The 24,914-nt window shown below is 64.6% G+C and carries 21 protein-coding genes; 12 read left to right on the top strand and 9 right to left on the bottom strand.

Annotated elements, in window-relative coordinates; translation table 11 throughout:
* The first annotated feature begins 21 nt into the window (after positions 1-21).
* Positions 22-1,089, top strand: coding sequence for a porin (locus NCT32_RS23590; RefSeq protein WP_086961225.1), 1,068 nt, complete (start codon positions 22-24; stop codon positions 1,087-1,089).
* 173 nt (positions 1,090-1,262) lie between these two features.
* On the opposite strand, the gene NCT32_RS23585 is transcribed toward NCT32_RS23590, so the two are convergent.
* The 3 genes from NCT32_RS23585 to NCT32_RS23575 all read right to left on the bottom strand — a co-directional run bounded on the left by NCT32_RS23585 (position 1,263) and on the right by NCT32_RS23575 (position 5,324).
* Positions 1,263-2,588, bottom strand: a complete 1,326-nt coding sequence (locus NCT32_RS23585) for an MFS transporter (protein ID WP_061119116.1) — start codon at positions 2,586-2,588, stop codon at positions 1,263-1,265.
* A gap of 227 nt (positions 2,589-2,815) precedes the next feature.
* Positions 2,816-4,372, bottom strand: a complete 1,557-nt coding sequence (locus tag NCT32_RS23580) for a methyl-accepting chemotaxis protein (RefSeq protein ID WP_061119115.1) — start codon at positions 4,370-4,372, stop codon at positions 2,816-2,818.
* A gap of 172 nt (positions 4,373-4,544) precedes the next feature.
* The gene (locus NCT32_RS23575) at positions 4,545-5,324 is read right to left on the bottom strand and encodes a DUF2182 domain-containing protein (protein WP_086961244.1); all 780 of its coding nucleotides are present in this window, start codon (positions 5,322-5,324) and stop codon (positions 4,545-4,547) included.
* Between the two features lie 99 nt (positions 5,325-5,423).
* On the opposite strand from NCT32_RS23575, the gene NCT32_RS23570 reads away from it, so the two are divergent.
* The 5 genes from NCT32_RS23570 to NCT32_RS23550 all read left to right on the top strand — a co-directional run bounded on the left by NCT32_RS23570 (position 5,424) and on the right by NCT32_RS23550 (position 11,729).
* Positions 5,424-6,644, top strand: coding sequence for a hypothetical protein (locus NCT32_RS23570; protein WP_061119113.1), 1,221 nt, complete (start codon positions 5,424-5,426; stop codon positions 6,642-6,644).
* A 36-nt stretch (positions 6,645-6,680) separates the two neighbouring features.
* Positions 6,681-7,319 (top strand): hypothetical protein, encoded by a 639-nt coding sequence (locus NCT32_RS23565; RefSeq protein ID WP_061119112.1) that lies wholly within the window; start codon positions 6,681-6,683, stop codon positions 7,317-7,319.
* A 126-nt stretch (positions 7,320-7,445) separates the two neighbouring features.
* Positions 7,446-9,725: an EAL domain-containing protein gene (locus tag NCT32_RS23560; protein WP_061119111.1), complete on the top strand. Its 2,280-nt coding sequence runs from the start codon at positions 7,446-7,448 to the stop codon at positions 9,723-9,725.
* A 49-nt stretch (positions 9,726-9,774) separates the two neighbouring features.
* Entirely contained in the window at positions 9,775-10,425 is a 651-nt protein-coding gene (locus NCT32_RS23555) for a hypothetical protein (RefSeq protein ID WP_061119110.1), read from the top strand.
* 86 nt (positions 10,426-10,511) lie between these two features.
* Positions 10,512-11,729 (top strand): MFS transporter, encoded by a 1,218-nt coding sequence (locus tag NCT32_RS23550; RefSeq protein ID WP_061119109.1) that lies wholly within the window; start codon positions 10,512-10,514, stop codon positions 11,727-11,729.
* On the opposite strand, the gene NCT32_RS23545 is transcribed toward NCT32_RS23550, so the two are convergent.
* Positions 11,671-12,654, bottom strand: a complete 984-nt coding sequence (locus NCT32_RS23545) for a LysR family transcriptional regulator (RefSeq protein ID WP_061119258.1) — start codon at positions 12,652-12,654, stop codon at positions 11,671-11,673. The genes NCT32_RS23550 and NCT32_RS23545 overlap by 59 nt on opposite strands.
* A 120-nt stretch (positions 12,655-12,774) precedes the next feature.
* On the opposite strand from NCT32_RS23545, the gene NCT32_RS23540 reads away from it, so the two are divergent.
* From NCT32_RS23540 to NCT32_RS23525, 4 genes are all read left to right on the top strand, one after another.
* Entirely contained in the window at positions 12,775-14,088 is a 1,314-nt protein-coding gene (locus tag NCT32_RS23540; protein WP_061119108.1) for an MFS transporter, read from the top strand.
* Positions 14,089-14,119: 31 nt separating this feature from the next.
* Positions 14,120-15,628: a M81 family metallopeptidase gene (locus NCT32_RS23535; RefSeq protein ID WP_061119107.1), complete on the top strand. Its 1,509-nt coding sequence runs from the start codon at positions 14,120-14,122 to the stop codon at positions 15,626-15,628.
* Positions 15,629-15,682: 54 nt separating this feature from the next.
* Complete coding sequence (locus NCT32_RS23530) at positions 15,683-16,711, top strand: alpha/beta fold hydrolase (protein WP_061119106.1); 1,029 nt, start codon at positions 15,683-15,685, stop codon at positions 16,709-16,711.
* A 214-nt stretch (positions 16,712-16,925) separates the two neighbouring features.
* Positions 16,926-18,902 (top strand): PhoX family phosphatase, encoded by a 1,977-nt coding sequence (locus tag NCT32_RS23525; protein WP_061119105.1) that lies wholly within the window; start codon positions 16,926-16,928, stop codon positions 18,900-18,902.
* A 61-nt stretch (positions 18,903-18,963) separates the two neighbouring features.
* On the opposite strand, the gene NCT32_RS23520 is transcribed toward NCT32_RS23525, so the two are convergent.
* Complete coding sequence (locus NCT32_RS23520; RefSeq protein ID WP_250490588.1) at positions 18,964-19,227, bottom strand: hypothetical protein; 264 nt, start codon at positions 19,225-19,227, stop codon at positions 18,964-18,966.
* Between the two features lie 323 nt (positions 19,228-19,550).
* Between NCT32_RS23520 and NCT32_RS23515 the strand changes: the two genes are divergently transcribed.
* Positions 19,551-20,657 carry a porin gene (locus NCT32_RS23515; protein WP_061119257.1) on the top strand — a complete coding sequence of 369 codons (1,107 nt, stop codon included), beginning with the start codon at positions 19,551-19,553 and terminating at the stop codon, positions 20,655-20,657.
* A gap of 54 nt (positions 20,658-20,711) precedes the next feature.
* On the opposite strand, the gene NCT32_RS23510 is transcribed toward NCT32_RS23515, so the two are convergent.
* Positions 20,712-21,461 (bottom strand): SDR family oxidoreductase, encoded by a 750-nt coding sequence (locus tag NCT32_RS23510; protein WP_061119103.1) that lies wholly within the window; start codon positions 21,459-21,461, stop codon positions 20,712-20,714.
* Between the two features lie 102 nt (positions 21,462-21,563).
* Between NCT32_RS23510 and NCT32_RS23505 the strand changes: the two genes are divergently transcribed.
* On the top strand, positions 21,564-23,033 hold the full coding sequence (locus NCT32_RS23505) for a PLP-dependent aminotransferase family protein (protein ID WP_061119256.1): 1,470 nt from the start codon (positions 21,564-21,566) through the stop codon (positions 23,031-23,033).
* Here the strand turns inward: NCT32_RS23505 and NCT32_RS23500 are convergent.
* The 3 genes from NCT32_RS23500 to NCT32_RS23490 form a co-directional block, all read right to left on the bottom strand.
* Positions 23,030-23,647 carry an FMN-dependent NADH-azoreductase gene (locus NCT32_RS23500; RefSeq protein ID WP_061119102.1) on the bottom strand — a complete coding sequence of 206 codons (618 nt, stop codon included), beginning with the start codon at positions 23,645-23,647 and terminating at the stop codon, positions 23,030-23,032. The genes NCT32_RS23505 and NCT32_RS23500 overlap by 4 nt on opposite strands.
* Entirely contained in the window at positions 23,644-24,105 is a 462-nt protein-coding gene (locus tag NCT32_RS23495; protein WP_061119101.1) for a GNAT family N-acetyltransferase, read from the bottom strand. Before NCT32_RS23495 ends, NCT32_RS23500 begins: the two co-directional genes overlap by 4 nt.
* A gap of 102 nt (positions 24,106-24,207) precedes the next feature.
* Positions 24,208-24,771, bottom strand: a complete 564-nt coding sequence (locus tag NCT32_RS23490) for a PAS and helix-turn-helix domain-containing protein (protein WP_061119100.1) — start codon at positions 24,769-24,771, stop codon at positions 24,208-24,210.
* Between the last annotated feature and the right edge of the window lie 143 nt (positions 24,772-24,914).

The raw sequence follows: 24,914 nt of genomic DNA, 5'->3' as shown, positions 1-24,914 counted from the left end.
TAAATCGGTTTAAGTTTAGATATGCTAAGGAGACGGAAAATTAAAAGACCAATCATAGCGGCCATTGCGACTTTGACGTGCGGAGCCGCTTCAGCGCAATCATCCGTGACTTTGTACGGAATAATCGATGCGGGAGTCACTTACACCAATCGGGTGGATACGCCCACGCAGAAGGGCGCCGTCGTGCAATTCACGTCGGGATCTTCACAGGGCAGTCGATGGGGACTGAGAGGATCCGAAGATCTGGGCGGTGGACTCAAAGCGATCTTTGCGCTGGAGAACGGGTTCGACGTCGGAACCGGTGCACTCGGTCAGGGCGGGCTCGAGTTCGGACGACAAGCCTTCGTCGGACTGTCGAGCAATTGGGGCACGCTCACGCTGGGCCGGCAGTACGATTTCATCGGCGACATCTTCCCGGCGTTCGCGGTAGGCTCGAATACACCAGCGGGCCTTCTCGCATGGAGTCTCCCCGCATACGCAGCCGGCGGCTACTCGCTCGACAATCGCGTATGGGGCGATCAGGTGAACAACGCGGTGAAGTACCAGTCGCCGTCCATCGCGGGTTTCACGCTTGGCGGTATGTACGGTTTCGGTAACGTTGCCGGTTCGATGGGCACGAACAGTTCGAGCAACTTCGTCGTGAGCTACGACAACGGACCGCTGAGCGCTGCACTTGCGTATATGTCGCGCCACAACGCCACGCCTTCTGCAAACTCGAGAGAATTCGCGGGCGGCGCGGCCTACATGATTGGAAAAGCGCGCCTGTTCGGAATGGTTTCCGACGTGCAACTCAGCAGCGGAACGAAACCGCGCGCAACGACCTATGAAGCCGGCCTGGCCTATCAGGTCATTCCGACGTTGTCTCTTGCGGGCGGCGCGCAATATCAGCACCGCAACAATGGAGTCGGCAGCGCGAACCAGTTGACACTCAGCGGCGACTATTTCCTCTCGAAGCGTACGGACGTCTATTTCGTAGCCGCGCTTGCGCATGACCACGGCTTTAGCGCACAGGCGCAGGCCGCGCTAGGTGACGCGTCCGGGACGGACGTGCAGACCGCGGTTCGAATCGGGATTCGCCACAAGTTCTAAGCGTGCTATGTCCACGGAGCGTTGCGGCCGCCGCGTCCTGATTCAGAGTACCTAAGTGGTCCCCGCAACGGGGGCCTTTGACCGGCGTTCGCGCCGGTCTTTTTTTGCGTTTGAAAGCAGCATGCGTGCATTCGAGTAGCAAAGGCGTTTTGCGGAGGAATACGAGCAGGCCCTCACGACCCGCTCCGCCGCTCCGCCAGCTTCAACTCCCCATGCGCCGTGCGCCCGGCATTATCGGAAGCTGCAGCACTATCCAGTGCGATATCCGGCCGCATGAAAAACGTCATCACGATTCCGACCGCGAGCAACCCGAGCGATCCTGCGAAAGGCAACGTCCAACTCCCAGTCCGGTCGACGACGAACCCGAACACGATCGGCGAAAAGATCCCGGCGATAGCCGATCCCGCATTGACGAGCCCGCTCGCGATCCCGACGTGCTTCGGCGTAATGTCCATCGGCACGGCCCAGATCGGCCCGATCGTCATCTCCAGAAAGAAGAACGACAGGCTCAACGACGCAGCCATGACCGGCAGCGATTTCACGACCATCACCGGCGCGAGAAACACGAGCGCACCGAGGAACGCGACGATGATCATGTTGCGCCGCGCTGAAACGACACTGCCCGTGCGCTTCAGAATGCGATCCGAGATCACGCCGCCCGCCGTATTGCCGACGACACCCGAAAGAAATACGCCCGCCGAAAAGAGCGCCGAGCTCTTCAGATCGAGACCGCGTCCATGCATGAAGAAAGTCGGCAGCCACGTGAAGAAGAGCCAGCCGGTCCAGCCATAGCAGAAGTAGACGATCATCGTCGGCGAGATGCGCTTGAGCAGGCGGCCCCAGGGCGTAGGCTCGCGCGTCTTGTCGACGGCGACCTTGTTTTCAGGCGGCAACTGCGCTTCTTCCTCGGCCGTCATGTGCCGATGCTTGCGCGGGTTATCCGCGAAGTACCACGCATATACGACGACCCACACCGCCGTCAGCGCGCCGACGAGCACGAACGAAGCGCGCCACGAAGCGAACGCGACCAGTAACGCGATCAAGGGCGGCGTGAGCGCGTTGCCGAGGCGCGAGAACGAATGCGTGAGACCTTGCACGAAGCCGCGCTTGCCCGCCGGATACCAGTTGACGAGTGCGCGCGCCTGCGCGGGCAGCGCCGCGCCTTCGCCGACGCCGAGCAGCATGCGCGCGCAGAACAGCGACACGACGCCACCCGCGAATCCCGTCGCGATCGTCGCGACGATCCAGATCGACGCGCACAGCACGAGCGTCGTCTTGGCGCCGAAGCGGTCGCTGAACCATCCGCCGATGACCTGACAGATCGCATACGTATAAGCGAAAGCACCGAACACGAGCCCGATGTCGGTGTTGGTGAGATGAAGATCGTCGCGGATCAGACCTGCGGCAGCAGACAGGTTGACGCGATCGAGGTACATGATGAAGGACATCGCGCACATCAGCGCGAGAACGGAGCGGGTGACTCTTGGGCGATGCAGCATCTTCTTGTCTCCTCCGAGGCTTGTTGCGCGCGGATTGATCCGTTGCGCGCGCTCTTTTCGAGGGCGGACCGCATGATGGTCCGACGTCCCGCAGTCTCGCGAAAACAGCGATAGCCGTCTATTGAATTCGCCTCATGAGGTGATTACCGGCGGTTATGGCTCGGAAAGGAAAACGGCTCGCGTCCCGAAGGATCGCGAGCCGCGCATCATGGAACCGCGAAACGGCTTCAGGCCGTCGCGCGCATGCCTTCGTCGTGAAGCCGGAACGTCTCCACTGCCGTGCGCAACGCGCCAGCCTGATCTTCGAGCGACTGGGCCGCCGCCGCCGCTTCTTCGACGAGCGCCGCGTTCTGTTGCGTCACTTCATCCATCTGCGTGACGGCGCGCGCCACCTGCTCGATGCCGCTGCTCTGCTCTTCCGAAGCCGCCGCGATTTCGCCCATGATGTCGGTCACGCGCTGCACGGCCGTGCTGATCTCGTTCATCGTGCGGCCGGCTTCGTCGACGAGCGCGGTGCCCGATTGCACGCGCTCGACCGAGCTGTCGATCAGTTCCTTGATCTCCTTCGCCGCCGCCGACGAACGCTGCGCGAGCGAGCGCACTTCGCCTGCGACGACTGCGAAGCCGCGTCCTTCCTCGCCGGCGCGCGCGGCTTCGACCGCCGCGTTCAGCGCGAGAATGTTGGTCTGGAACGCGATGCCTTCGATGATCGTGATGATGTCCGCGATCTTCGACGAGCTCTGGTTGATCTCGCCCATCGTCGTCACGACTTGCGACACGACATGGCTGCCCTTGCCCGCGATCTCCGACGCGTTCGCGGCGAGCACGCTAGCCTGACGCGCGTTGTCGGCGTTCTGCTTCACCGTGCCCGTCAGTTCGTCCATGCTCGAGGCGGTTTCCTGAAGCGCCGACGCCTGCTGTTCCGTGCGTGAGGAAAGATCCACGTTGCCCGCCGCGATCTGCTTGGTCGCGGATGCAATCGATTCGCTGCCGCCGCGTACCGTGCGAACCGTATCGATGAGGCTCGCTTGCATGGTCGCGAGACCGCGCAACAACTGGCCCATTTCGTCGTTCGAGCTGACCGTCACGCTGCGGCGCAGGTCGCCGTTTGCGATCGCATTGAATTGCGCGAGCGCGGCATCGAGCGGACGCGAGATACGACGGCGCAACGACATCCACGTATGGAGCGCCGCGGCGACGCCGAGCAGAATCGCAACAATGCAGCCGATGCGAAACGCGCCGAAGGTTTCCTGGCCTTCGTCATACAAGGCCTTCGCCTGGTCGAATTGCAGCTTGCGCAGCGCGACGCCCGTCTTCGCGAACTCGTTGAATGCTGCCTGCATCGCGCTCGCGTCGGCGACGATCTTCGCCTGATCCTGCGCGCGGATATCGGCATAACCTTCGTCGATCTGCTTTTGCAGCGCGAGACGCTGCTCGTTGAATTTGTCGGCGAGCGGCTTTTCGTCGGAGCCTTGCGGCAGGCCGGCATATTTCGTCCATGCGTCGTCGGAGGTCTTGCGCATCAGCGCGCCGCGTCCGATCGCATCTTCCGCCGCGGGCGTGCCCACATTCAGCGCTGCGCGGTCGAAGGAGAGGCGCTCGCGCGCCATGAACATTTCCGCGTTGCCGACGGACACCGCGCTCGGCATTTCATTCGTGAAGAGGTCGTACGCTACCGCGTTGGACCGGCTCATGCCGGTCAGTCCGACCATGCCGATCGCGACAAGCAGCGCGCTCAACAGCATCATGGCCAAGGCCAGACGGCCTTTGATTGTCGAAAACATAGTTCTCTCAAGAGTGGCTGCATCGAGAAGGCGTACGCACGCGGGCGGCGATGCTTCGCCTGCTGCGCGGCCGATGAAACGCGTCGGCTGGTCTGTATAACGACAGCAAAGCACCGTCCTTTAGTGAGCGATTAAAACGTATTTCAAATCGCTTGCCCGGTAAAGGCCTTGCTTACAGCCGGCTTGAACCGGCGATAATCATCAACCCGAGCAGCACCAGAACGATGCCGATAACCTGCGGCACGCGCCTGAACGAAGGCAGCAGACGTTCCGCGGTTATCGCCAGCGTAACGAGCGCCATTGCGCGCAGATCCATGACGCCGAAGACGAAGAGGGCCGCGGTCAGGCCTGCGCAGCAAGAGACGCAATGAAGTCCGTGTCGCACGCCGTCGAGCCACTCGGCACGCATGTGCCTGCAATGCGTGCAGCGCGCAAGCAGCGTCGCATGCCACTGCGAACACTGCGCCACGCCCGCCAGCGACACGACGGCGCCACTCGCGAAGGGAACACAACGCGCGATGGCCGGTGCGCGCATCACGAACTCGGTGAGGATCGCGACGAGCGCGAAAGCAGCGATGCCGGTCATCGTCCAAATGAAGGCATAGCCTGCGGCCATGCTCCACGAGAGACGCGTGCCCGCGCCATCGAGCATTGCGCGATAACGCCACAGAAGCGGCGCGAAAGAAGGCAGCATCATCGCGGTCATCATCGCGATCCACATGCCGACGAATGCCGTCGCCGTGCGCAGCCATGTGCGGCCGCACATCGGCGTGAAGGTGGGCGAGAGCATCCAGCCGCCGGGCATCGGCAACTCGCTCATCGATGACATCGACGTATGGATCGCGCACGTCACGATCACGCCCGCCAGAAAAACGAGCGCGGCCACGGCAACGAAGCGGCGGCGCGAATGAGGCGAGGCCTCTCGTTCGATGTTCACGGTGAGCACGTTCATGATGTCGTCCCTTTGCATTCGCCCGGTGCGCGTCGGGTACGGTGTTAGATTAGTCGCGGGCATCTACCGCAAAGGAGTGACAAGTGTGTCGGGATTCGCATGGATTCGCTGATCACGGCGGCGGCGCGCGCGCTCGCGGCGGGTGATCCGCTCGGCGCGCTGAATCGCATCGCGCTGCGTGAGGATGCAAGCGCGCTTGCGTTGCGCGGCATCGCGATGGCGCAGCTCGGCGACTTCGTGCGCGCGCGTGCGCTCGTGAAAAGCGCGGCGCGTGCGTTCGGTGCGAAAGAGGCGCTCGCGCGCTCGCGCTGTATCGTCGCGGAAGCGGAGATCGCGCTCGCATCGCGCGATCTCGCGTGGCCCGCGAAAGCACTCGATCACGCCCGCGCGATTCTCGAAGCGCACGGCGACCACGCGAACGCCGCGCATGCGCGCTATCTGGAAGTGCGTCGCGCGCTGCTCATCGGACGAACCGACGATGCCGAGCGCATGCTCGTCGAACTGAATCCCGGGGCGCTTCCCGCTGCGTCGCGGGCGGCGCATGAGCTGATCGCGGCAGGCATCGCGTTGCGGCGTCTTCATACGAAAGCGGCGCACGCCGCGCTCGAACGCGCGACGCAAGCCGCGCGGCAGGCGGGCATTCCGGCACTTGCCGCCGAAGTGGATAGCGCATGGCGCATGTTGAGCACGCCCGCCGCGCGCCTCATCGCACATGGGCAAGAGCGGCTGCTGCGGCTCTACGAAGTCGAGGCGTTGCTGGCATCGGACGCATTTGTCGTCGATGCATGCCGTCTGTGCGTGCGTGAGAACGGCATGTCGATATCGCTCGCGACGCGCCCCGTGCTCTTCACGCTCGCGCGCATGCTCGCGCAGGCATGGCCTCGCGACGTGCCGCGCGACGCGCTCATTCTGCGGGCGTTTCGCATCAGGGAAGCGGACGAGACGCATCGTGCGCGGCTGCGCGTCGAGATGGGCAGATTACGCGCGATGCTGCGGGCGCACGCGAGCATCGACGCGACGCCGCGAGGCTTCGTGCTGAAGCCGCGTCATGCGCGCGACGTGGCCGTGCTCGCGCTGCCCGTCGAAGACGAATTCGCGCCGTTGCTGGCGTTTCTCGCCGATGGCGAGTCGTGGTCGAGCTCGGCGCTCGCAATTGCGCTCGGCGCGAGCCAGCGCACGGTGCAGCGCTCGCTCGATGCGCTCGCCGCGAGCGGCAAGGTGCAATCGTTCGGTCGCGGTCGCGCGCGCCGCTGGACGACGCCGCCGATGCCCGGATTCACGACGACCTTGTTACTCCCCATCGGGCTCGCGAGTGATTAGCATGAAGTCACGATCAGTCATCAGGAGGACGGCGACATGAAACGCGCAAAGGCGGAAATCATCCGTGAATACGGGCCTTTTCCGGACGTCGAGGGCGTGCACGGCGTCACCTGGGACGGGGAGCGCGTGTGGTTCGCGGCGGGCGACACGCTCAACGCCTTCAATCCGGACAGCGGCGAGAAAGAACGTTCGCTGAACATTGCGGCGCATGCGGGCACGGCCTTCGACGGCGAGCATCTGTTTCAGATCGCCGAGGACCGCATTCAGAAGATCGATCCGAAGACAGGGCGCGTCCTCTCGACGATTCCCGCGCCCGGCGGCGGCGCGGACTCGGGCCTCGCGTGGGCCGAGGGCACGCTCTGGGTCGGGCAATACAACGAGCGCAAGATTCATCAGGTCGATCCGGACAACGGTGCGATCCTGCGCACCATCGAGTCGAATCGCTTCGTCACGGGCGTGACCTGGATCGAGGGCGAACTCTGGCATGCGACGTGGGAAGGCGACGAGAGCGAGCTGCGGCATATCGATCCGCAATCGGGCGAAGTCATCGAGCGGCTGGAGATGCCGGAAGGCGTCGGCGTGTCCGGGCTCGAATCGGACGGCCAGGACCGCTTCTTCTGCGGCGGCGGGCGCACGGGCAAGGTGCGGGCGGTGCGCAAACCCAGGCGCGGCTGAAAACCTGCTTTCGTCCGGCGTCGCGGCACGACTCGGCAATCTTTACCACCGCATCGCTTATTCAAGAGTTCCGCCCTCACGCCGATAAACACCGATCAAACCCATCATTGCAACAGGGCCAGAAAGGTGCAGAGAGGCGCCAACGATTTCCTCGGGACCATCGGCGAAACCATCGCCAGGAACCTGCCGTACATCGAACGCGCACGTCGTTTCGGTGGGCTCGGTCTCGCGCCGCTCGGCGTGCTCGTCGCCGCGTGCGGCGCCTTCTTCGTGCCGCGGCCGTGGAACGGGCTGCTCGCCGCGCTGCTCTTCGGCGCGGCGATCGTCGTGCATCGCATGCAGAAGGCGAATCGCCAGGTCTTCGTCGCGCGGCAGGTCGCGCACGGACTGCTTTCGATCGCCGAGGATTGCCTGAAGCTGCTATCGCTCGAAGGCCGCATCATGTGCATCTCCGAAGTCGGCAGGCGTTTGCTCGGAGCGGACTGCGCCGAGGAACTCGTCGGCTTCGACTGGCTCGCGCTCTGGGACGGTCCCGATGCGCGGCAAGCCTTCGAGCGCGCGAAGCTGGGTGAATCGACGTCGTTTTCCGGCACCTGCCGCACGATGCACGGCACGCTGAAGTGGTGGACATCGACCTTCGCGCCCGTCTACGGCGAGCACGGCAAGGTCACCGCGGTCCTGTGCAAATCGCGCGACATCACCGCGGAAGTGAATCTCATCGAGGAATTGCGCGGCAACGCGCGCGTGCAGAAGGACATGGAAGATCACGTCGACGCCGTGTTCTGGACCGCGACGCGCGATTTTCGCGAGCTCCTGCATGTGAGCTCCGCATTCGAGCGCATGTGGGAAATGCCGATGTCGGCGCTCGAAGCGGATCAGACCGCATGGTCGCAGCGCGTGCATCCCGACGATCTGCCCGCGCTGCGCGATGAAATGCGCACGGCCCTGAACATGGGCGCCCCGACGCAGAGTTATTTCCGCCTGTGCCTGCCGCACGGCCGCACGCGCTGGGTTCGCGCGGACATCTATCCGGTGACCGAGGACGGCGTCGTGTCGCGCGTCGTGAGCGTGTGCGTGGATGCCACCGACGAGCGCGAGCGTCTTCAGGAACTGCACCGGCTCGCGAACACCGACAGCCTCACGGGCCTCGCCAACCGCAACGCGATGATGGACGCGCTCCTGAAGCGCTGTGAAGCGGGCGCGCCGTTCGCGTATCTCTTCATCGATATCGACCGCTTCAAGTCCATCAACGACACGGCGGGCCATATCGCCGGCGATGCCGTGTTGCGCACGATCGCCCGACGCATCCAGGAAACGCTGCCCGAAGGCGCCGTGGCCGCGCGTCCGGGCGGCGACGAGTTCACGGTGATCCTGCCGGGCACGTTCGCACAGGAAAGCATTGCGCGGGCGTGCCGCAAGCTCTCGCTCGCCTGCCATCGGCCGATCAAGATCGACTGCAAGAGCGTGACGATGACATGCTCGATCGGCGTCGCGCTCTATCCCGAACACGGACGCACGCCCGAAGCGCTCTTCATCAGCGCCGACATGGCGATGTACGCCGCGAAGCGCGCGGGCCGCAACACGTTCCGCGTGTTCGGCGATCGCGAGAAGGACGATCTCGCGCGCGCGCATCTGGAGGCGGAACTGCACGGCGCGATCCGCGAGAATCAGTTCGTGCTGCACTATCAGCCGCAGTATCGCGTCGAGACGGGCGAGCTCGTCGGCGTCGAGGCGCTCTTGCGCTGGAATCATCCGCAGCTCGGACTGCTCGCGCCCGGCGCGTTCGTGCCGGTGCTGGAAGAGAGCGTGCTCATCGCCGAAGCCGGGCACTGGGTCATACGCGAGGCCGTGCTGGCGGCCTCGCAACTCGCGCTCGCGCTGCCGCAGGCGTGCTCGGTGGCGCTCAACGTGTCGCCGAAACAGTTCCGCGATCCGCGCCTCGTGTCCGTGCTGAGGCAGGCGATCAGGCGCGGCTGCATCGACTCGAACCGCATCACGCTCGAGATCACCGAATCCGCGCTGATCGACAACGTCGACGACGCGCAGGACGTGCTCTCGAATGTGCGGGCGATGGGCGTGCGCATCGCCATCGACGATTTCGGCACGGGCTATTCGAGCCTCAGCTACCTGGCGCGCTTTCGCCCGGACGTGCTGAAGCTCGACAAATCCTTCGTCGACAACATCGCCACCGATGCCATGGTGCGCACGGTGGTCGAAGGTGTGATCGATCTCGCGCACAAGCTCGGTGTGACCGTGGTCGCCGAAGGCGTCGAGACGCAGGAGCAGCTCGATACGCTGCGCGAAGTGAACTGCGACAAGGTGCAGGGCTTTCTGCTCAGCCGTCCGGTGCCGCTCGCGAGCCTGATGGCGCGCTCCGATGCGCAGGAGTTCGCTGCGCTGCCGTGAAGCCGGCGTTATCATCGCGACATTCGCGCATGCGAGCCGGAGACAGCCGATGAACACTTCATCTTTACGCGTTTCGCTGGCCGTGCTCGGCTTCGCGATCAGCACGCTCGCGCTCGCCGATTCCGCGCCGCCGTGTCCGGGCGCGAACGATGCGAACGCGGGCACGCTGGTTCAGGTTCGCGACTTCACGCCGGTAAGCCAGCAAGGCGGCGGATCGCATTTTCCCGGCTCGCGGCTGCGTGCCGCGCGCAACGCGATGAAGGTCGATCAGAACGCATCGGCGCTCGCCGAAGGCATTGTCAGGGCGCTCGACGCGAAGGGCATCGGCGCGTGCCACATGACGGCGGATTCGCCGCCGCCGACCTCGGGCTGGCTCGTGACCGGCGAATTCGACGAAACGCTCTCATCGGGATTCGGCGCCGGGCTGCCGTCGATGGGTTCGTCGGACAAGCCGCCCAACACGCACGTCACCGTGCAGCTCGCCAATCTCGCGGCGAGCCCGGACGCGCCGCTCACGCAGATCGATACGAGCGGCGAGCTGAAAGGGCAGAAATCGGCGGCAGCGCCCAAGCCCTACGGCGCGGCGGCGCGCTTCGTGATCAACACGACCGAGGCAATCTCTTCGCTCGACGATCTCGCAGCCAGGATCGCCGGGCAGATCGCGGCGGAGAAGGCGAAGCTCGACGGCAAGCCGCAGTAGCGCGAATCAAAGCGCAAGATCTGGAGTGCGGGCGCGCGCCGCATCCGTGACGATGAGTTTTCCCAGCCTGTCACGGAGTCACTTCGATGCGCTTCCCCGCTTCGTTTCAACGCCTCGCGTGGTCGAATCTGCTCGCGCAATCGGCGGAACAGATCGGCCTTGCCGCCGCGCCGCTCGCCGCCGTGTTCGCGCTCGGCGCGTCCGCCGTCGATATCGGTTTCTTGCAGAGCGCGCAGACGCTGCCGTTCCTGCTGATGTCCATTCCGCTCGGCGTGATCGCCGACCGCCGCTCGCGCCGCACGCTGATGGCCGCCGCCGAATGCGCCCGCGCGCTCGCGATGGCCTGCGTGCTGCTGCTCGTCCTCACGCACACGTTGACGCTCCCGCTGCTCGCGCTGCTCGGTTTTCTCGGCGCGACCGGCACGGTCGCCTACAACGTCGCCGCGCCCGCGCTCGTGCCGGCGCTCGTCGAGCGCGCCGCGCTGCCCGCCGCGAACGGGCGCATCGAGCTTGCGCGCAGCGCCGCGTATTCGGCGGGGCCGGCGCTGGGCGGGCTGATCGTCGGATGGATCGGCGCGGGCTGGGCGTATGGCTGCGCGGCGGGCTTGTCGGCAGCGGCGGCGGTGCTGCTCGCGGGATTACGCGAACCGCCGCGCCACCACGCCGCCGCGCGCCATTTCCTCATCGAGTTGCGCGAAGGCGCGCGTTTCGTCGGCGGCGATGCGCTGCTGCGCCCGATGCTCGCCACCGCCGTGTTCTTCAACATCGGCTTCTTCACGTTGCAGTCGGTCTATGTGCCCTATGCGGTGCAGCGGCTCGGCCTGAGTGCATCGGCAATCGGCGCCACCCTCGGCGCGTATGGCGTCGGCATGGTGTGCGGCGCGCTCGCGGCGCCGGCCGTGGCGCGGCGCATCGCGTTCGGCCGCATGCTGCTCGTCGGGCCGTTCTGCGGGCTGGCCGCATCGCTCGCGATGGTGGCGACGCTCGCCGTGCCGTCGTTCTGGCTCGCGGCATCGAGCTTCTTTCTGCTGGGCGCGGGGCCGATCCTGTGGACGGTCGGCTCGACGACGCTGCGCCAGGCCATCACGCCCGCGAACATGATGGGCCGCGTCTCGGCGCTCAACAGCACGGCGACCTACGGCGCGCGGCCATTGGGCGCGCTGCTCGGCGCGGCGATCAGCGCGCGCTTCGGCATGGGGCCGTGCCTCGTCGCGGCGGCGGCGGGCTTCGTCGTGCAGGCGTGGATCATCGCGGTTTCTCCGGCGGCGCGTCTCGCCGATGTGCCCGATGGCGCGCTCGTTTGACGCTCGCAGCGGACGGGCGCGCGAACATCGGCATTCGCGTGAGAATCCAGTCGAGCAATTCCTGCGGCCCCGCCGCGAGCGGACGCCCCGTCTTCACGAGCAGCTTCGCCTGCGCGCTTTCGAAGAGCGGATGCGCGATCGGGATGGTCGTCAGCTCGCCGCTCGCCAGTTCCCGATACGCGGCGAATTCGCCGATCAGCGTCATGAAATTTTCCGCGGCGACGAAGCGCTTGAGCGCGCCGAGCGAGTTCGTCGTGAGCGTCGGACGGATCGCGAGATCGTCGGTCGTCTCCAGCATCTTCACGACATGGCCGATGCCGAACGTCGGCGGCATCAGCGCGAGCGGATAGTCGAGCAGATCGCGAATGCGCGCGACGCCGCCGCGTAGCGCGAGCGGATGATCGCGCCGCGCGAGCAGCACGACCGGCTGCGGCGAGCTCGCGCGGCTCTCGATGCGCTCGTGCGGCGGCGGGTTGTACGCAAGCCCGATATGCGCGCGGCTTTGCGCGACTTCTTCCAGCAGGTCGTCGACGGCGAGCATCTGCATGTCGATTTCGAGGCGCGGATAGCGCGCGCAGAACGGCGCGAGCACGTCGTCGACGAGCGTATCGACATAGCCTTCGCTCACGGCGAGCCGTATCTGCCCTTGCTGCAACCCCTTCAGCGCGTGCAACTGGTCTTCGAGCTTCTCCTGTTGCGAGCGATAGCCGCGCCAGAATTCGAGCAGATGAAACGCCGCCTCGGTCGGCCGCACGCCGCGCGGCTCGCGCTCGAAGAGCGTGGTGTCGAGCTCGTCCTCGAGCAGTCTGATCTGCCGCGCAATCACCGACGGCGACGTATTCAGGTGATCCGCCGCCCCCCGAATCGTGCCGTGCGACAGCACTTCATGAAAGTAACGCAGGCGTTGCTGATTGATTTCGCGCATGGTCATTGGCTCAGTGTTGCTCACAGGGCAACGATACGTGAACTTAGTTGCTCTTGCTAGCACGCTCGCCCGCGCTCAACATGGCTTCACCCGTTGGGGGAGACAAACCAGGAGACGCGGATGTCCACGATACAGACCTTGCGAGGCGGCGATGCCGTTTCGGCGCTCTACAGCAGGATCAACTGGCGGCTCCTGCCGCTCCTCGTCGCGTGCTACATGTTCGCGTATCTGGACCGCGTGAACGTGGGCTTCGCGAAACTTCAGATGCAAAGCGATCTCGGTTTCTCCGATGCGGCGTACGGCGTCGGCGCCGGGATCTTTTTCATCGGCTATGTGCTGTTCGAGATTCCGAGCAACCTGATGCTGCCGAAAATCGGCGCGCGCCTCACGTTCAGCCGCATTCTCGTGCTGTGGGGCATCACGTCGGCGTGCATGCTCTTCGTGCGCAACGTGCCCGCGTTCTACGCGATGCGCTTCCTGCTCGGCGTATTCGAAGCCGGCTTCGCGCCGGGCATGATCTATTACCTCTCGTGCTGGTACGGGCCGAAGCGCATGGCGCGCGCGATTGCGCTCGTGTTCGTCGCGGGGCCGCTCGGCGGGGTCGTCGGCGGGCCGCTCTCGGCGTGGCTGATCTCTTCGCTGGCGGGCGTCGGCGGACTGGCCGGCTGGCAGTGGATGTTTCTCGTCGAAGGCTTGCCGTGCATCGCGCTGGGCGCACTCGTGTGGCGCGTGCTCGCGAATCGTCCGGGCGATGCGCGCTGGCTCACGCAGGACGAGCAGCGTCTCGTCGAGGCGGAAGTCGGAGGGCACGGCGGCGCGTCGCATCGCATCGAGTCGTTCAGGGAAATCGCGAAGAATCCGCGCATCTATCTGCTGGCGATCGCGTACTTCTGCATCATCTTTCCGATCTACGCGATCAGCTTCTGGCTGCCGACGCTCATCAAAGACCAAGGGGTAAATGACACGATCCGCCTCGGCTGGTATGTCGCGATTCCCTACGTCGCTGCCGCCGTCGCGATGTACGCGGCCGGACGACGCTCCGACAAGGTCGGCGAGCGCCGCTATCACAGCGCGCTGCCCGCGCTCGCCGCTGCCGCGCTGCTGGTGCTGACGCCGTATGCATCGGGCAATCTCGTCGCCACGCTCACGCTGCTCACGCTCGCCACGGCCTGCATGTGGATGGCCTACACGGTCTTCTGGGCGATTCCGTCCGAAACGATTTCCGGCCCGGCGGCGGCCGGCGGCATCGCGCTCATCAACACGATCGGCCTGTCGGGCGGCTTCTGGGGGCCGGCCGTGATCGGCTGGGTGAAGTCCGCGACCGGCAGCACGAACGGCGGCCTGCTCGTGATGGCGTGCATGGCGGCGCTTGCATGCGTGCTGATTCTCTCGAACAAACGCACGGTCGCCGCGGCCAGCGCGCGCACGGCCTGAACATCAATCGACACTTACGAGGACATCGGTCATGAAGATCCTGATCGCAGGATTCCAGCACGAAACGAACACCTTTGCGCCGACGAAGGCGAGCTATCAGAGCTTCATCCAGGGCGAAGGATTTCCGCCGATGGCGCACGGCGACGATGTGCTCAAGCTGCGCGATGTGAACGTGCCGATCGGCGGTTTCATTCAGTGGGCCGAGGCACAGGGACATGAACTGATTCCCGTGATCTGGGCGGGCGCGAGCGCATCGGCGCATGTGACGGAAGATGCGTACGAGCGCATCGCGGGCACGATCGTCGATCGTGTGCGCGCGGGCGGCTTCGATGCGATCTATCTCGACCTGCACGGCGCGATGGTCACCGAGCATCTCGACGATGGCGAAGGCGAGTTGCTGGCGCGCGTGCGCGGCATTGTCGGCGATGACATGCCGCTCGTCGTGTCGCTCGATCTGCATGCGAACGTCACCGCGCGCATGGTCGCGCTCGCCGATGCGCTCGTCGCGTATCGCACGTATCCGCATGTCGATATGGCGCAGACCGGCCTGCGCGCGGCGCATCTGCTCGCGCGGCGCATCGCGCATGGCGAGCCTCTGAAGCGCGCGATGCGCCGCGTGCCGTTCTTGATTCCGGTGAACGGCATGTGCACGCTCGTCGAGCCGGCGCGCGGCATGTACGGCACGCTCGAATCGCTCGAAAAGGATGAAGTCGTGTCGCTGTCGTTCGCGCCGGGCTTTCCCGCATCGGACTTCGACGAGTGCGGCCCGGTGTTCTGGGGCTACGCGTTCGATCAGCAGGCCGCCGACGAAGCCGTCGATGCGCTCTACACGACGCTCGTGAACGACGAAGCGCGCTGGGACGTGCCGTTTCTTTCGCCCGACGAAGCCGCGCGCGAAGCGATCGAGGCGAGCCGCGACGCGACGAAGCCCGTGATCATCGCGGATACGCAGGACAACCCCGGCGTCGGCGGCGATTCGAACACGATGGGCATGGTCCGCGCGCTGTTGCGCAACGACGCGCGCGATGCGGCTGTCGGCGTCATCTGGGACGAGAAGGCGGCGCGGGCGGCGCATCGCGCGGGCGTGGGCGCGCGCATCCGGCTCGCGCTCGGCGGCGGCTCGAATGTGCCGGGCGATTCACCGCTTGAGGGCGAGTTCGAAGTCGAGTATTTGTCGGATGGACGCTTCCGCTTCGACGGCCCGATGCTCAACGGCATGTCGGGCGAACTCGGGCCGACCGCGTGCCTGCGCATCGGTGGCGTGCGCATCGCGGTGAGCAGCATCAAGATGCAGGTGTTCGATCGCAATCTCTTTCGTGTCGCGGGCATCGAGCCGGAACGCATGAAAATTCTGGTGAACAAGAGCTCGGTGCATTTCCGCGCCGATTTCGAGCCGATCGCGGCGCGCATTCTCGTCGCGAAGGCGCCCGGTCCGATGGCCGCCGATCCGGCCGATCTGCCGTGGCGCAATCTCGATGCGCGGATGCGCGTGCGCCCGCTGGGGCCGACGCTCGCCGCGTTGCGCGCATCGGCCGCATGATCGTTCGCGTTGTTTTCCGCTCATTGAATACGTTAAAAAGAGGAGTATCGCAACATGCCGGATGATCAGATCAACTCATGGCGCCGCCGCTTTCTCGGCACGGCGATCGCGAGCGTCGGCGCCATGCAGCTCGGATTGAGCGACCTCGTTCGCGCTCAGACAGCGCAACGTGCATCGCCGGGAGCGGGCTTCGCGGAGATCCGCCAGATCGATGCGGGCGTGCTCAATATCGGCTATGCGCAAGCGGGGCCGGCGAACGGCCCCGTCGTGATTCTGCTGCACGGCTGGCCGTACGACATCCACGCTTTCGCGGACGTGACGCCGTTGCTCGTCGCGCAGGGATATCGCGTGATCGTGCCGTATCTGCGCGGCTACGGATCGACGCGCTTTCTGTCCGCCGACACGCCGCGCAACGGCCAGCAAGCGGTGGTCGCGGTGGACATCATCGCGTTGATGGACGCGCTCAAGATCAGGCAGGCCACGTTCGGCGCGTTCGACTGGGGCGCGCGCACCGCCAATATCATCGCGGCGCTGTGGCCCGAACGCGTCAAGGCGATGGTCTCCGTGAGCGGCTATCTGATCGGCAGCCAGCAGGCGAATCGTGCGCCGTTGCCGCCGAAGGCCGAATTCGCGTGGTGGTATCAGTTCTACTTCGCAACGGATCGCGGCCAGGCGGGCTACGAGGCGAACCGTCACGATTTCAACAAGCTCATCTGGCAACTCGCATCGCCGAAATGGAATTTCGATGACGCGACGTATGACCGCTCGGCGAAGTCGTTCGAGAATCCGGATCACGTCGCGGTGGTGATTCACAACTATCGCTGGCGTCTCGGGCTCGCGCAGGGCGAGGCGCAATACGACGCGCTGGAGCAGCGTCTCGCGACCGCGCCGACGATCGGCGTGCCGACCATCACGATGGAAGGCGACGCCAACGGCGCACCGCATCCCGATCCAGCGGCGTATGCGAAGAAGTTCACCGGCAAATATCAGCATCGGAATATCGCGGGCGGCATCGGACACAATCTGCCGCAGGAAGCGCCGAAGGCTTTCGCCGATGCGGTGATCGAGGCAGACCGGATGTAAGGGGGGCGAGCGGGCGCAATGTGCCCGCCGCGACCTCGAGTCGAACAGTCCCGCGCTTTCAGGCAAAACACGAAACAATTACATCGGCCTGTCAAACGCATTTCACATTCGTTTCCTAAAGTAGCGCGTCAACCGGCACATCGGGCCGCAACGGCCTGAAGCAGGGACTTTCATCGCCGGTACACAACCCACAATCAAGGACTCGACACCACACATGGCGCAGCGACTCGACCTTTCCCGCCGCAAAGCCCTCAAGATTCTCGCCGGCGCGCCGATGCTGCCGCTCGGCGGCGCGGCTACCGCTTCGTTGCTCGCCACCGCATGCGGCGGCAGCGACAGCAACGCGGCCACGCCCGCGCCCGCGCCGACCGCCGCCTTCACCACGGCGACGTTCACCGGCATGGCCGCACCGACGCTCGCCGATCCGGGCGCGATGGCCAGGACCACCGTCGCATCGACGATGACGGTGAACTTCAGCGACGGCAGCAACCGCGCCTACAAGCTCGCGTATCAGCCGTTCTTCATGACGGGCGATGTCGTGCCGAACACGACCGGCGGGACCATCGTGGCGGGCGGCTATTTCGATATCGACAATCAGCCGATCATCGACCGCTCCACGCCGGGCAAGGAACGCCAGTTCTTCTCGGATTGCCCGGATGGCACGTCGCTCATCAGGATCGACAATCCGACGGTGAAGGGCGTGAAGGGCAACGCCGTGTTCGCGGTCGTGCAGTTCGAATACACGACGCGCGATCAGAGCGCCGTCAGCATGTACGGCCGCCTGCCGTCGCCGATCGCCGTGCTCACGCTCGATCAGGACCCGGCAACCGGCAAGCTCTCGCTCGTGAGCTACGCGAACGTCGATACGTCGAAGGCGAACGGCCTGTGGATCACGTGCGGCGCGAGCCTGTCGCCGTGGAACACGCATTTGTCGAGCGAAGAGTACGAGCCGGATGCGGCTGTTTCGTCGACGGACGCGCAGCTCAAGGCCTACAGCAGGAATCTCTACGGCGATGAAACGAAAGCGCGTCCGTATCACTACGGCCATGTGCCGGAAGTCACCGTGCACGCGGACGGCACCGGCACGATCACGAAGCACTATTGCCTCGGCCGCATCTCGCACGAACTGATCCAGGTGATGCCCGACAAGCGCACCGTGATGATGGGCGATGACGCGACCAACGGCGGCGTCTTCATGTTCGTCGCCGACAGGGAAGCGGATCTTTCGGCGGGCACGCTCTATGTCGCGAAGTGCGCGCAGACGTCGTCGGCGGGCGCGGGTTCGGCCACGCTCACCTGGCTCAACCTCGGCCACGCGACGAGCGACGAGATCGAGCATCTCGCCGACACGCTGACGATCGCCGACATCATGGACGTCGTCACCGACGAAAAGATCGGCCCGACGCTGGATGCGAGCTATACGCGCATTCATTTCGGCGGCAAGTTCAACTGGATTCGCATCAAGCCGGGCATGGAGAAGGCGGCCGCGTTTCTGGAAACGCACCGCTACGCCGCATGGCGCGGCGCGAGCATGTGCTTCACGAAACTCGAAGGCACGACGGTCAACGCGAAGGACAAGATCGTCTATTCGGCGATGTCGCAGATCGTCAAGTCGATGGTGAAGGGCGACGCGCACTCGACGGACATCGCGCTCGATCGCGCCATCACCGCCGGCGCCGTCTACGCGTTCAACCTGAAGGGCGGCCAGCGCGATCTCGCGGGCGCGGCGATCGACAGCGAATGGGTGCCGGTCGACATGGCCGCCCCGGCTGCGCTCGTCGGCGAAGACATTGCGTCCGATGCGCTCGGCAATCTCGCGAACCCGGAGCGCGTCGCGAATCCGGATAACCTCAAGTTCTCGGAGAAGCTGCGCACGCTTTTCATCGGCGAGGACAGCGGCGCGCACGTCAACAACTTTCTGTGGGCGTACAACGTCGATACGAAATCGCTGACGCGCATTCTGTCGGCGCCTTCGGGCGCGGAATCGACGGGGCTGCATGCGGTCGACGAGATCAACGGCTGGACCTACATCATGAGCAACTTCCAGCACGCGGGCGACTGGGAAACGGCCCTGCACGGCAAGGTGCAGGCGACGCTCGATCCGCTCATCCGCGCGAACTACAAGGATCGCTTCGGCGCGGCAGTCGGTTATCTGACCGCCGATCCGGCCTCGCTCAAGCTGAGCCGATGAGGTGAGGTGATGTGAAGCGAAGCATCGCGCTTCGCTTCGTCATGCAGCGGCGTTGCGTGAGTCAGCAGCGCTGCTCGCAATCGATATATTCGAAACCCGCCGCGATTGCGAAGCGGATCGCTTCTTCCACGTTGGGAAACTCGCCCGGCAAACGCACGGAACGCTCCATTCCGTTCAAATCCTGGATTCGCGCCGTCGCGGCAAACACATCGCCATGCCGGACCGCTGCCGGCGTGACCATCATGTCCCTGTAGCTGAAGACCATTTTTTCTCTGTCGGATGTTATCGGCCCGCGGAATACCGCTGCGGGACACTCGTCTTGCATATCGAAAAGGTCCGGAACGATCGTCCGGCTCCTTCTGTTTCAGGTTATCGGCACGGGTAAACGTTTCTTTACGTGGAGCGTTCGAAAACCGCCGGTTGAAGTCGATGAAACGTTTGCATCTGACCGAAACGCTGAGGCCGGTGCGGGCAGCGACGCATGGCAACGTTCGTCATCCGAACGATACGGTAGCGCCCGGCGTTTGCGCTCAAGTCATTGCAATAACCCGTCAGATGCCGATTTCTGCCGACTTCACCGGATGGTGCTAAGGTGCAGCCAATCGTTTTCTCTCAACCGGGCAGGGCCAGCATGGAGTGCAGTCGGCCATGAAAGTTCGTCTCTGGAAAGCGGCAGGCCTTCTTCTCGTGACCTCGGGCGCGTGGGCGCAAACGAGCGTCACGATGTACGGCCGGATCGATGGCGGCATCGAATATCTGAATCACATTGCGAACGGCACGGGCGGCAGCGCCTCGCGATGGAGCGCCGAAGGCGGCGACTGGGGCACCAGCATGTGGGGCCTCAAAGGCAACGAAGATCTCGGCGCCGGCCTGAGCGCGGTCTTCGACCTCGAAACCGCCATCCAGATCATGAACGGCACCACCGGCGGCGGACGCCTGTGGTCGCGCCGCGCTTATGTCGGGCTGAGTTCGAAGACGTGGGGCCAGTTGCAGGCGGGCCGCAACCTCTTTATCGATAGCGACGGCGTGTGGGAGTTCGATCCCTTCGTGCAGCAGGCGGTGTCATCGGCGTCGCTCGTGCGCGGGCGCAACTGGCAGCAGACCAGCAATAACGTCGAGTATCACAGCCCCGTGTTTCATGGCTTCGACGTGCAAGGGCAGTATGCGTTCGGCAATCAGCCGGGCGCGTTCAATTCGGGCGCGCCCGGCGAGTTCGGCCGCTCCGAAGGCATCATGCTGACGTATCACTCGCCGGTGCTCGACGTCCGCGGCATCTACGACGAGCTGCGCAGTCAGGACGGCAAGCTGGACAACATCTTTCAGGCGTCGCGAGAGTACTTCGTCGGCGCGAATGTGAAGGTGGACAAGTGGAAGGTGCAGGCCGCCTACACGCACTACGCCGCACCGGATTCGCCCGCAGGCGTGGCCGAAAGCGCCGATCACTACTGGCTCGGCGCGACTTATCAGGCGACGCCCGCCTGGGCCGTCACCGCGGCGGGCTTCTACATCCATGTGGGCGCGGGTGCGGGCGATGCGGCGCACGATCCTGCGAGCCATGCGATGCTCTACGCGCTCGGCACGACCTACAACTTCACGAAGCGCACTTTCCTCTACGGCACCGTGGCCTACGTGCGCAACAGTGCGAACGGCACGTTCTCGGTCTTCGCGACACCGCGCGACGCCGAACCGGGCACGAGTCCGATGGCGGGCGAGTCGCAGACAGGCGCTTACATCGGGATGATGCACGTGTTCTGAAAAGCACCGGCATCGTTTCTACGCGCGAAACGATGCCGCAAAGCGTTGCGCCGGTCAGGAGCGCGCGCGCTTCAGCCAGTCTTCCAGCGCGATGTTTCCATGACGCGCAGCGCCGGTCGGCACGAGCGAGTCCTCCGTGATCGTGCCGCCGAAGTACGTGGCTTTCGGATCCACGACGATCTCACGCGCATCGCCCTGCGCCTTCAGATACTGGCCGACGATCCGATGCAACGGCGCCCGCTGCGGCCCTGCGATGTCGACGATGCCGTTCAACGGCGCGGCGAGGGCGACATCGGCGACGATGGCCGCGACGTCATCGGCTGCGATCGGCTGGAACTGTCCTGTCGAGAGATGCACCTTGCCGTCCTGCATCCCGGCATCTGCGATGCCGCCGAGAAATTCCATGAACTGCGTCGCGCGAATGATGGAATACGGCACGCCCGATTCCGCGATCAGCTTCTCCTGCGCGACCTTCGCGAGGAAATAGCCGTTGTCCGGCATGCGGTCCGTGCCAACGACCGACAGCGCGACATGATGCTGCACGCCCGCCGCGGCCTCGGCCTTGACGAGATTCGTGGTCGACGTACGGAAGAACGCCATCACGTCGTCCGGTGCCCATGAAGGCGCGTTCGATACATCGATCACGATCTGCGCGCCGCGAAGCGCTTCATTCAGACCTGCGCCGCTCACCGAATCCACGCCGTTGCGCGGCGACGCGGCGATAGCCTCGTGACCCTTCGCGCGCAGAATCGCGACCGTTTTCGCGCCGATCAAACCCGAACCGCCGATGACGACGATCTTCATGATGCACCTCTCGGTTAAGTGAAAGTGAAGTCATTGTGCGACAATCATGGCTTAGTACAAAGAGACAAGAATCGTCGATCGGACTAGTCCATGAACCGCGCCATGCCACGAGCCAAGAACACGCTGACCATATCGATCGACCGGCACGAAGCCGCGCCGATTTATCTGCAGATTTGCGAGCGCTTCAAGGCCGCGATCGCAGCGGGCCATCTGAAGCCAGGCGATCGCGTGCCCGCCTTGCGCGGACTCGCGACGCAACTGAATACTGCGCGCGGCACGGTCGAGATGGCTTATAACATTCTCGTCGATGAGGGTTATTTGCAGATGCGCGGCGCGGCGGGCACGTTCGTGTCGTCGTCGCTGCCGGGCGCCGTCACGCTGTCCGCGGCGCGCAAGAACCGCGAGCGCGCGGATGCGCCGCGTGCCAGGCGTGCCGAACCCGCAGCCGATATCGGCAATGACGCAAAACCTTTGCGCCCGGGTCTCCCCGCGCTCGATGCGTTTCCGCGCAAGGTATGGAGCCGGCTCGTCGCGTATCGCGCGCGCAGCGGGGACCTCGCCGCGCTCACGTATCCCGATCCTTCCGGATATCGCCCGTTGCGCGAGCGCATCGCGACCTATCTCGGTCTTTCGCGTGGCGTGGATTGCGTGCCGGAGCAGGTGTTCGTGACGAACGGATATCGCGCGACGCTCGAACTGGTCCTGCGCAGTCTCGCGAAGCCCGAGGACCGCGCATGGTTCGAAGAGCCGGGATATCTGCTCGCGCGTAACTTTCTCGTCGAAGCGGGCGTGCGGCTCGTGCCGGTGCCGGTCGATCACGAAGGGCTCGACGTCGATGCGGGCATTGCGCTCGATGCCGATGCGCGCTTCGCATTCGTCACGCCATCGCATCAAAGTCCGCTCGGTGTGACGCTCGCGCTTCCGAGACGCATGAAACTGCTCGACTGGGCGAGCCGCGCGGGGAGCTGGATCGTCGAGGACGATTACGACAGCGAGTTCCGCTATGTCGGTCGTCCGCTGCCCGCGCTGAAAAGCCTCGATCGCGACGATCGCGTGATCTATTGCGGCACGTTCAGCAAAGTGCTGTTTCCGGGCTTGCGGCTCTCTTATGTGGTGGCGCCCGAGCGGGCCGTCGCGCGCTTCGGGCAGCTCACGAAGAGCATGAATGCGGGCTCGCCTTATCTCTATCAGGCGGCGGTGGCCGACTTCATCGCGCAAGGGCATTTCGCGCGGCATCTGAAGCGCATGCGCGCGCTGTACGCCGAGCGGCGCATGCTGCTCGCGAACGCGATCGTGAAGGCGTTCGGCGATCGCGTGGCGATCGACTTGCCGACCGGCGGCATGCATCTCGTCGCGATCTTCCGGAAGGGACGCGGCGGTCCCATCGACGACATGGCGATGGCCGCCCGCGCGCGTGAAGCGGGGCTTGCGGTGATCGCGCTGTCGGCGTGGTACCTGAACGGGCGCACGAAGCATACGTTGCGCGGGATCGTCGCCGGCTTCGCGAATGTCGCCGATGCTGCGCAAGCCGCGCGTCTCGCCCGCATGCTTCGACGCGCCTACGATGGTTAGAGCGTGACGGCGTCGTCCGAGGCGAAAAGCGCGTGGCGCGCGATTTCATCGCGTGCGCATTGCAGCGCTTCGTTTACGGCTTCGTCGCCGCGCACGAGTCCTTGCAGCAGGAGAAAGTGCAGGCTTTGCAAGCCGATCGAGCCGAGCGCGTAGCGTAAATATGGCGTGAGGAAATCGCGTTGTCGCGCGTGCTCGCCGCAATGAAACCCGCCTGATCCGACGATCACGAACGCGGGCCGGTCGCGCATCAGACCGACCTTGCCCTCGGGCGTGGCCGCGAACGTGCGGTGAATGCGCAGCACGTAGTCGATCCACAGCTTCAACGCGGCGGGCACGGTGAAGTTGTGCATCGGCGTGTTGATGATGAGTGCGTCCGTCGTTTCGATTTCGCGGACCAGTTCCTCGGATACGTAGAACGGGCTCGCATCCGGATGACGCGACGTGATCGCGCGCGCATAGTCCTGCGTGATGGGCGGCAACGGCTTCGCGGCGAGATCGCGTTCGACGACTTCGACGCGCGTCGTCTTGCGCAGCATGCCGATCATTTCCAGCGCGAGCCGATAGCCATGGCTCGCATCGCCGTGCGGGCTCGCGTTGATGAAAAGCACTTTCATCGCGCGGCCTCCGTGCCGTTGGCGGCGAGCGTTTCGACGAAGCGCATGCCTTTCGCGAGCAGCCCATTGCGATAGTAGAAGCGCTGAGCGAGCGCCATGTGCAGGCCGGTATCGAGCACGAAATGCGCACAGCGTGAATGACGCGCGATCTCGCGGACCTTGTCGAGCAATTGCGCGCCGATGCCGCTGCGTTGCAGACGTGCCGTCACGACGAGATCGTCGAGATAGACGAAACGCCCGTACAGCGTGTTCGTTTGCGTGCGATAGCCGGCAAGACCGAGAATCGCGCCATCGTCGCATGCGGCGAGCAGGCGATAGCTTTCCTCGCGTTGACGGCGCATTTGCGCGCGGAAGGCGTCGGCGTCGGTGAGATGCGGGCGCAGTTCCTTCATGACGTCGAAGGCGCGCGTCAACTCGTCGGGCGTGTCGAGATGCCGAAGGGTGATCGAAGTGTTCATGCGTGTTCTCCACGTTGCATGACACCTACGATATCCGCGCGATGGCACAGGCTGAAGGGCCAAGATTCGATCTTTCGACCAGGCCAAGCGTTCGCGTTCGCCCTACGCCAGCAGTCGGGCAATGAGGTCTTGTGTCGCTCTCGCGCCGTATTTGCGCAGCAGGCTCGCGCGATGTATGTCGACCGTGCGCGGACTGATATTCAGTTCCTTGCCGATCTCCTTGCTCGTCATGCCGTGAACGAGCAGGGCGGCTACGTCGCGCTCGCGCTCGGTCAGCATGCTCGCGTTATCGGATTGCTTCGTGCCCTGCGACAGGTCCGTGAACGTCCAGATTGCAAGCTCGAATGGCCGCTTCGGGTTATAGCCGAAGCCGCAAACCGTGACCCAGAAGTGCGTGCCGTCGATGCGCCGCATGATGCGGTCATCGCTGAAGAGGGCATGCTTTGCAAGGAGCGGCGCGAGGCGGCGACCGGTGGTGGAGAAGTCCTTGCGCTGCGGATAGAGCTTCGAGAACGATTGACCGATGATGTCGCCGCGTGTCGCCCTGAAGAGTTCCAGGGCTCTCGAATTGCAATCCACCATGACCCGTTCTCTCGCAACGATGACGGCAACGGGCAAATGCCTGAATAAATCTTCGTAGTCGAGCTTGGGCGTCGAGTCGGTCATATCGGGAAGCGCGCCGCGTCTGGCGAAAAGTTATCGTAGCACCGAGTTCCGATAACTTTCGCGCGGGATCAGACGTTCCAGACTTCGCCGAAGAAGCGCATCCAGTTTTCGCCCATCACTTTCTTGATGCGCGACTCGCTCCA

Origin of the sequence: Caballeronia sp. INML2, from assembly GCF_023631365.1 — a bacterium.
Classification (GTDB): domain Bacteria; phylum Pseudomonadota; class Gammaproteobacteria; order Burkholderiales; family Burkholderiaceae; genus Caballeronia; species Caballeronia turbans.
The sequence above is the reverse complement of the archived record's forward strand: the minus strand, read 5'-3'. Positions and strand labels throughout refer to the sequence as shown.